This window comes from Lancefieldella parvula (genome assembly GCF_963530955.1).
GTDB lineage: Bacteria > Actinomycetota > Coriobacteriia > Coriobacteriales > Atopobiaceae > Lancefieldella > Lancefieldella parvula_A.
The window spans coordinates 1-8556 of record NZ_CAUSFQ010000059.1 but is presented as its reverse complement, the minus strand read 5'-3'; the positions used below and the strand labels follow the sequence as shown (position 1 = coordinate 8556).

Sequence of the window (8556 nt, the reverse complement as noted above, 5' to 3'; positions counted from 1 at the left end):
TGTAGTTGGGCCAGCACCAGCAGGACCCATGATGGCTATGAACTCACCGCGAGCGACAGAAAGATTAATGCCGTCCAGCGCCTTAGTGATGTTTCCACGAGTTCCATAGTACTTCTCGAGGTTTTGACAAACCAAAACGGTGTGAGGAGTAAGTGCAGAAGATTGTCCAGCCACAACAGTTGACTGAGTTGGAGCTGTTTGAGTAGCTGCCATGTTGCGTCCTTTCATTGAGAGCGAGTAAATCTTGAGATATATACTCCCTCACTACCGTTCACGTTGCCATCGATTGACCTTACGGAAACCTTACGCTTTTCTCACTTTGATGTGTCAAAATATCACTATCAAGCATACGGGAGGGGCATGCTATGAAGTTGGTAATTAAAAGATTTGGGCAGCTAACCGCTAAAGAGTTATATCAAATTCTTTCTCTAAGAGCAGAAACGTTTATTGTTGATCAGCAGATTATGTACAACGATCTTGATAACGTTGATCAAGTTTCTACCCATGTCTTTTATCAAGATACTGATTCGGTAGCTGCATATTTACGTATCATTGATGCGGGACAGTCATACAACTCCCCCCTTATTGGGCGCGTATGCGTCAGCAACAAAGGTGCCGGCATTGGCTCAAAGCTATTGCACGATACCCTTGATTACCTGGCACAAGAAAGCAGCGCCTCCAAGGTGTTAGTTGAGTCGCAACTCAAAGCTCAGCCCTTCTACGAGCGCGCTGGATTTACGCAGGTATCTTCTAAGGTGCTTGATCACTTTGGCGTCCTTCACCATGTGCTCTCCTTTGACCTTGATGCATATCGTCAAACGAGAAATGCGGTCAGCATTGATGATGCTACTGTGTCTATTCGACCTCTTGAAGCAACCGATTTGCGCTCGCTGCAGAAGCTTAGCGTAGAGACGTTTGTGGACACTTTTATTGACTCAAACACAGCAGACGATTTAGCAAGTTGCATTGACTCGCTCTACAATACAGAAAAGCTTGCCCGAGAGCTTGCTGCTAAACACTCATATTTCTATTTTGTTGAGGTAGAAGGTCAAGTAGCTGGTTACCTGAAGCTCAATACGCGTTATGAGCAAACCGAGGGTCAGCGCGATGACTCACTCGAAATTGAGCGTCTGTACATTCTTCCGCAATACAAAGGTCTACACCTTGGATCAAAGCTCATGGAATTTGCCCTTGATTTAGCAAAAGATAAGGGCAAAAAACGCGTATGGCTGGGTGTTTGGGAACACAATGAGCCTGCTAAGGAATTTTATTCACGTTGGGGATTCAAGCGCTTTAGTCAGCATACCTTCCCAGTAGGAAGCGATCCTCAAACGGATGAATTGTGGGAGCTTCTAATATAGAACTAGCATAATTGCTGTTAAAAGACTCAAAACCAAAAGTGCATAGGTAATTATTTTTCTTTCTCTAAATTTGACTATCCTAAAAATTTGCAAGAGGAAGATAGAGACAAAAATGCATGCACTTATCTGCTGTGAATAAGGGAATACTTCTGGATAAAAATGAATTGCTGTATTCAGTACGAGCAAAGCAGCTACGATATAGTCTGCTTTGCTCGTATTTTCATTATTAATTAGTTTCATTTTAAATCCGTAAAAGACTGGTTGAACGTAATGGAAAAGGTTGAACCTTTACCAATTGTACTGCTCACAGCCAGCTTAAGGCCCATCTTATTACAGAGTTCATAGCAGAGATAGAGACCCATACCGGTAGATTTTGCGTACTTACGTCCATTTTGGCCGGTAAATCCCTTATCAAAAATTCGAGAAAGATCCTCTTCAGGAATACCGATGCCATTATCTTTAATGAAGAGAGTAGTTGAAGTAGTTCCCTCACGTGGCTCTGAGACAGAGGCAGAAATCCAAACGTTCTTCTCGCCAGGTGAAAGCTCTGGATTTGAATACTTTGCGGCGTTAATGAGAAGTTGTCGCAAAATAAACTCAAGCCACTTTGGGTCCGCCTTGACCACGTGGGCCAAGTCATCAAAATGCGGAGAAACACCGGCGTCAATGAAAACACGTGCATTGTTTTTAAGAGCATCTTTTACGATGGACTGCAAATTGACGTCTCGAATAGAAAAATCTCGATCTACAGATGCGCTGCGGGCATAAAAGAGCGCCTGCTCTACCAGAGTTTCAATCTTGGTAAGTTGCGTTTGCACGTCATCCATAGGTAGCGATGGATTATTCTGAGCAACCAAATGAGCTGCGGCGATGGGAGTCTTAATCTCATGCACCCACATCTCAATGTACTCACGATATTCCTTTGATCGCATATGCTCATCAGCAAGCTGGTCCATCATAGACTTGGACATGCTTGAAAGCGCGTCCTTAAAAAGCTTCTCCTCCAGCGTTGAAGGAGTGTCCAGCATGGTAGGAACCAGATAGCTCTCTTTATCAGTTGCTGCTAAATTCTCAGCAAGCTGCTGGTAGAACCAACGACGATGAAAATAATCGGCTAATAGTGCCGCCACTCCTACTACCCACAAGACCAGGATACAGTAGGCAATAGCAAACGCGTTAAGCCCAACGCCCTTAAGCATAAAGCCAATTAACGTGCTGCTAGCTATAAGCGCAAGAAAGAAGATAGTTCGATTTTTTAGATACTTAAAAAGCGTCATGACAGCCTACTCAATAACGTAGCCAAGTCCGCGGCGTGTCATGACAAAGTCCTCAACACCAATGCTTGCAAGAGTATTTCTGAGGTGGCTAATGTTGACCGTCAACGTATTATCATCAACAAACTCGTCCGACTGCCACAGCTCCTCTTGAATACGCTGGCGAGAAACAACCGTTCCTGCATTTTGCATCAAAAGTGAAAGTATCCTGAGCTCGTTTTTAGTCAGCTCAACACTCTTCTGATTTGCAGAAACTTTGCAGGAAGAAGAATCAAGTGTCACGCCTGCATGTGAAAGCTTTGTTCCTGTTGTGACATCGCTATTTGCACGCCTCAAAACCGAGGTTATGTGCATAAGCAAAATCTGAGTGTTATAGGGCTTGGCGATAAAATCGTCCGCTCCTAACGAAAGCACCATAAGCTCATCAAGGTCTGTGTTTCTGCTGGTAACCACAATGATAGGAACGTTTGAGAGCTGTCGTACTTCTCGACAAATCTGTTGTCCGTCAATGCCAGGAAGGTTAAGGTCAAGCAAAACCAAGTCTGGATGAGCAGCAACAATCTGTTGAGGTACTGACTCAAAAGACGTGAGAGCCTGGGCCTCAAAGCCGTTTCTTTGTAGCAGGAGCACCAACTCTTGCTGAATCTGATGGTCATCTTCTACTACCAAGATTTTTGTCATATGTGCTCACCTCCTGCTGTGCTATGCAAGTCCCACAAAGCGCTGGGCGTTTTCCCACAGTATGGTATACGTCTTCTCTTTGGGGATATCAAGTCGCTGCCAACGAAGCTCCGCCAAGCGCTCAACCGTGTGCACCACCATCGCTGGCGTGCACTCCCCTCCACGTAAAGGCTCTGGCGCCATGTAGGGGAAGTCAGTCTCTGAGAGCAGTTGCCCCTCTGGACAGGAAATCATTGCAGCTCGAATATCATCGGAGCGCTTAAACGTTGCTGCGCCACCGAAGGCTACGAAGCAACCAAGATCTGCAAAAGGCTTCATGACCTCTGGACCATCCGTGTAACAATGCAGGTCACAGCCTGCCTTAGGCACACCTAGACGGTTTAGTATTTCAAGCGCCAAATCATGAGCGTGCGTGTTGTCAGCACCATCACGCAGGTGCAGCTCAACGCGTTGATTGCGCTCATGCGCAATGGAAAGCTGGCGCTCAAATGCTTGGCGCTGAACCTCTTCTGGAACCTCACAGTACGGTCCAAAATCAAGGCCAATCTCTCCTACACCAACACAAAGAGGATGCTCAAGCAACTCAAACAAGCGCTGTTCAGCTTCTTGGTTATAGTCTGGTGCACTATAAGGATGTGCGCCAACTACAAAATACGTGTGCTCAAACAAATACTCTGCAGGTAAATCACAGGGTACACAGAGATCTGCCTCAGCCAGCTTTGTATAAGCAGCGCGAGCCTGGCTCAGAGTATCCTCAAACCAAGCGATAAAAGTACTGGTGTCTGCCCACTTACGAGGAAACTCCGTAGCAATATCTACGGGAACAATAAGCATGCGAACGCCCGCTGCTGCTGCTCGTGCAAGAGATTCTGCAGCGCTGTGCTCGTGGAGGCTGCCCAAATGACCATGGGTATCGGCAACAGGCGTCAAAACACGCGGCGCTGGGCGAGGCGTACCGTAAATATCATGGAATAGCTGACCGTCAGAAAACGAAAGCGCTTCCACTTCTTCTGCTGGTAAATGATGCTTTTTCTTACTCACTCAAAGGCTCCAAAGCAGCCGCAAGACAAATAAAGTCTTGGCTGGTCAAAACTTCTGCACGCACGGTAGGCGCAATTCCTGTGGCGAGAAACGCCTGGTCTAGCTTGTCTTTATCAAAACCAGAGGCGCTCATTGAATTACGAATGGTCTTTCTGCGTTGTGCAAAAGCAGCTTCAATAACGCTCATGGTATGTAAGAGCTCTTCCTCAGAAAGAAGCTTGGAGGACACTGGGTTTCTCGCCTGGGTGCGATCAAGACGGACCACAGCAGAGTTGACGCGTGGAGGAGGCATAAAGTTGCCAGGGCCCACTTCAAATCTGCCAGTAACCTGGGCAAACAAAGATAGCTTTGCGGTATAGGCACCATATGCCTTGGTAGAAGGCTTAGCGGAAATTCTGTCGGCCACCTCAGCCTGTACCATGACCACCGCTCGCTCAAGCGAAGGAAGCTCCTGGAAGAACTTGAGGATCAGCGTAGCTGCCACCTGATACGGCAGATTAGACACAAACTTTGTTGGCATCGGAGCAACCGGGATCACGCTCTGAGTAACGGCAGGAAGTGCACTGTAGGCATCGGCAAGCTTCTGCGGCGTAATTGCCAGAGCGTCTCCCATAACCAGCGCAAACGAGTCTGGATGAGGCTCTTTGCAGGTTACCGCCAAGACTTGCTCCAGTTCAGAGTCTGCTTCAAGCGAGCACACTGCACGGGCGCGGTCGAGCAAGGCAACCGTAAGGGTACCCAAACCGGGTCCAACCTCAACGAGCACGTCGGTAGGCTGAACCTCTGCAAGCTGGACGATCTTCTCGATAACATGGTCTTGTACCAGGAAGTTTTGACCCAGCCTGTATTTGGTGGCAAGGCCAAAACGTTCCAGCGTTTCTTTAGTGGCGCGCTGATTAGCTAGCCACGATGTCTGATGCGATGTGTGCTCCGACACGATTACTTGCTTGCAAGACGTGGGAACAGAGCGTCTCCCTTAGAGACAGCCAGGCCACCCTGAAGCTTGCCCCATACGCACTCGCTGCGGGTATCGGTAGAGGTAATCTCTGCCTCATCAAGGCTCATACGACGAAGAACCTCTGCGGATGTGGTAGGCATGAATGGCATAAAGAGATGTGCGCAAATGCGGATAGACTCAAGCAGCGTATAGATAATCTCTGCAAGCTCTGATGCGCGCTCTGGGTCTTTTGCCACCGTCCAAGGAGCAGCGTCCTCAATGTAGTGGTTAGCCGCGTGGACAAGCTCCATGATGATGTTCTTAGCGCCCACGTAGTCCATCTTCTCCATGCAAGCAGCGTAGCGGTCATAGATGCCCTCAGCCAGCTTGCGCAGAGGATGATCTGCAGCAACAGAAGATCCATCAAAAGTTGGAGTGACGCCCTCAAAGTACTTATCGCTCATATTAAGGGCGCGAGAAACCAAGTTACCCCAGCTATTTGCCAAGTCGGCGTTATAGACCTGCTCCATGCGCTCGAAGGAAATGCCGGAATCCTCACCAGGAGTGACGTCGGTCATGAAGTAGTAGCGGTAGCCCTCAACACCCAGCAGGTCCAAAACGTCCTTAGGTGCAATGGCGTTTCCGCGAGACTTACTCATCTTCTCAACAACGCCGGTCTCAGAATTACGGACGTTAAGGAAGCCGTGAGCAAAAATGTGCTCAGGTACAGCCTCGCCAAGAGCCATAAGCATTGCAGGCCAAATGACGCAGTGGAAGCGAATGATGTCCTTACCAACAACGTGCATCTGAGCTGGCCAGAAACGCTTTCTCATGGCAGCAGCCTCTGGGCTGTCATCACCGTAACCAACAGCGGTGTAGTAGTTAAGAAGAGCATCAAACCAGACGTAGGTTACGTGAGACTCATCAAAAGGAACTGGAACACCCCAGTCAAAGCTGGTACGGGATACAGAAATATCCTGAAGGCCAGACTCAACAAAGCTTCGTACCTCGTTGGCGCGGAAGTCTGGCTCAATGAAATCTGGGTGCTCAGCATACAGCTCAAGCAGCTTGTCCTGGAATGCGGAAAGCTTGAAGAACCAAGACTCCTCAGAGACACGCTCAAGCTCACGATGGCAATCTGGGCAGAGGTTTGCACCCATGAAACCAGCCTCTTCGTCTGCTTTCTCTACCTGAGTCTCGGTGAAGAAGGTCTCCTCGTGGATGCAATACCAGCCATCATAAGATCCCTTGTAGATAAAGCCAGCCTCACGCATGCGCTCCCACAGATACTGGACAGCTTTTACGTGGCGCTCATCGGTAGTACGGATGAAATCGTCATATGAGATATTCAGCTCTTCATAGAGTCCCTTGAAGAAAGGAACCTGCGAGTCACACCATGCCTGTGGAGACAAACCGTGATCAGCTGCAGCAAGAGCGACCTTCTCGCCATGCTCGTCCATACCGGTGAGGAAAAATACATCGTAACCAGCAGCGCGTCTAAAGCGAGCCTGGATATCGCAAAGCAGGGTGCAGTACGCAGTTCCCAGGTGTGGCTTTGCGTTGACGTAATAAATTGGGGTGGTGATAAAGTATGACGGCTTGGCCTCGGGCATAATGACTCCCTTTGTGTAAGTTGCAATAACTTATCCAGTATAGAGCAAATGCTGGGCGTTCTTTGTGTTGGTATGGTGATTATGCCTCGTAAGCAAGAATTGCCTGGTATGCCTCGTCACGCGCAATACCAAACTTCTGAGCAAGCTCCTTAGCCAGAGCTGATTTTCTCGTACCAGCAGCAAGACCGGCCTCTATTGCATCTTCAAGCGAGAGCTGAGATTCTCCTTCTGCCTGCGATGATGCAGAGGCAAGCTCTTCTTCTGTGGGAGCTGCGATAACCAAAACACACTCGCCTTTAAGATTCTCTTTTGCAGCAAGTATCTCAACAAGACAAGGAGCCACGTCACGCACTACTTCTTCGTGCAGCTTAGTAAGCTCTCTGACAAGAGCCACCTGCCTGGTTGGAAACACCTCGGCTATGGCCTCAACCGTTGCAAGCACTCTAAACGGAGACTCATACATCACAATAGTGCCAGGAATTGATGCAAGCTGCTGTAAGCGCTGAACAATCTGTCCATGCTTTCTGGGCAAGAACCCTTCAAAAAAGAAATGCTCACTTGCTAGGCCCGATGCAACAAGCGCACAGGTTACCGCAGAAGGACCCGGAATAACTTCCGTTGCAAGTCCTTCTGAAAGCGCTGCATCAACCAAATGCTGACCTGGGTCAGAGATGCCTGGCATGCCGGCATCTGACACAAACGCAACACGCTGACCCGCGCGAAGCCTCTCTAGCGTTGGCTCAATTTGCGACTCAATAATATTTTGATCACAGCGCTGCAGTGGCACGTGAATATCAAATGCCGAGAGGAGCTTTGAGGTCACGCGCGTGTCCTCACATAAAATGACATCTGCTGCTGCAAGCGTTTCTTTAACGCGCGGTGACGCGTCCGAAAGGTTACCAATAGGCGTGCCCACAATAGACAGTTTACCTGCTAAAAGAGTAGATTCTGTCATTACTCGAGCATTCCCCTCTCAAACGTTGCAAGTGCAACGCGTGCGTCCCATGCAGCCAAAAATGCAGAGGTCTTCCAGGTCTGGAAGAACCATGCAGGACACGTATTGTACACTTTGAGCTGGCCGGAAGTGTAAATGCGCTCAAGTGCAATTCTTCCCTCTGCCGTCATAGCGCCGTCAATACTTGGCAGTGATGCAGACCACTTACCTACCATGACCGGCAGACCGCCTGAAGCAGAAGTCTTCAAATACGCTTCGTTTTTATCGATGAGTTGCTGTACACCGCGAGGACCCGAACAATCAATTCCCTCGCAGGGTTTATCAAGGTGAGCGTCGAGCCAAACGTTTTGATAGGCCTGCTGGCTCATAAAACGCCTAAATCCCTGAGGCCAGCCACCATCTGGAAGAATGACCACAGGCTCTTCTCCTGCCACAGATCTAATGGTCTCATAAGCACGGCGATAATAGTTTCTAAGCGAGTGACCAGGAATACCATCTGTGAGCTTAAAGCCCCTGCGCACACGAGGCTTAACCTCATCGGCTACCTCAATGCCATAAAAACCGCTGCGGTGAGCATAGTGAAGAGCAAGTTTATGCAGAATAGAAAGCGACTTCTCCCCAGAAATTCTCGTGCGCGGAGCACCACCTGGCTGGTCATTCAAACCATCAGGCAAACCTGGATTTACTGCCAGTA

Annotated in this window: 8 protein-coding genes and 1 pseudogene; 1 reads left to right on the top strand and 8 read right to left on the bottom strand. The window is 48.7% G+C overall.

From position 1 onward, the window contains the following. A pseudogene (locus tag RWJ43_RS04825) lies at positions 1-213 on the bottom strand (ABC transporter ATP-binding protein); the annotation flags it as partial. A gap of 152 nt (positions 214-365) precedes the next feature. On the opposite strand from RWJ43_RS04825, the gene RWJ43_RS04820 reads away from it, so the two are divergent. Continuing rightward, on the top strand, positions 366-1361 hold the full coding sequence (locus RWJ43_RS04820; protein WP_314008451.1) for a GNAT family N-acetyltransferase: 996 nt from the start codon (positions 366-368) through the stop codon (positions 1359-1361). 236 nt (positions 1362-1597) lie between these two features. On the opposite strand, the gene RWJ43_RS04815 is transcribed toward RWJ43_RS04820, so the two are convergent. From RWJ43_RS04815 to RWJ43_RS04785, 7 genes are all read right to left on the bottom strand, one after another. Continuing rightward, positions 1598-2560 carry a sensor histidine kinase gene (locus RWJ43_RS04815; protein ID WP_314008448.1) on the bottom strand — a complete coding sequence of 321 codons (963 nt, stop codon included), beginning with the start codon at positions 2558-2560 and terminating at the stop codon, positions 1598-1600. A gap of 84 nt (positions 2561-2644) precedes the next feature. Beyond that, on the bottom strand, positions 2645-3316 hold the full coding sequence (locus RWJ43_RS04810) for a response regulator transcription factor (RefSeq protein ID WP_314008445.1): 672 nt from the start codon (positions 3314-3316) through the stop codon (positions 2645-2647). A 21-nt stretch (positions 3317-3337) separates the two neighbouring features. Then, complete coding sequence (locus tag RWJ43_RS04805; protein ID WP_314008442.1) at positions 3338-4357, bottom strand: TatD family hydrolase; 1020 nt, start codon at positions 4355-4357, stop codon at positions 3338-3340. Then, positions 4350-5294 carry a 16S rRNA (adenine(1518)-N(6)/adenine(1519)-N(6))-dimethyltransferase RsmA gene (gene rsmA / locus RWJ43_RS04800; protein WP_314008439.1) on the bottom strand — a complete coding sequence of 315 codons (945 nt, stop codon included), beginning with the start codon at positions 5292-5294 and terminating at the stop codon, positions 4350-4352. Before rsmA ends, RWJ43_RS04805 begins: the two co-directional genes overlap by 8 nt. Positions 5295-5296: 2 nt before the next feature. Continuing rightward, entirely contained in the window at positions 5297-6907 is a 1611-nt protein-coding gene (metG, locus tag RWJ43_RS04795) for a methionine--tRNA ligase (RefSeq protein WP_314008435.1), read from the bottom strand. A gap of 79 nt (positions 6908-6986) precedes the next feature. Then, positions 6987-7862: a 16S rRNA (cytidine(1402)-2'-O)-methyltransferase gene (gene rsmI / locus RWJ43_RS04790; RefSeq protein WP_314008433.1), complete on the bottom strand. Its 876-nt coding sequence runs from the start codon at positions 7860-7862 to the stop codon at positions 6987-6989. Beyond that, a partial coding sequence (locus tag RWJ43_RS04785; RefSeq protein WP_314008430.1) for a glucan 1,3-beta-glucosidase occupies positions 7862-8556 on the bottom strand: 695 nt, incomplete at its 5' end. The genes RWJ43_RS04785 and rsmI, both read right to left, overlap by 1 nt.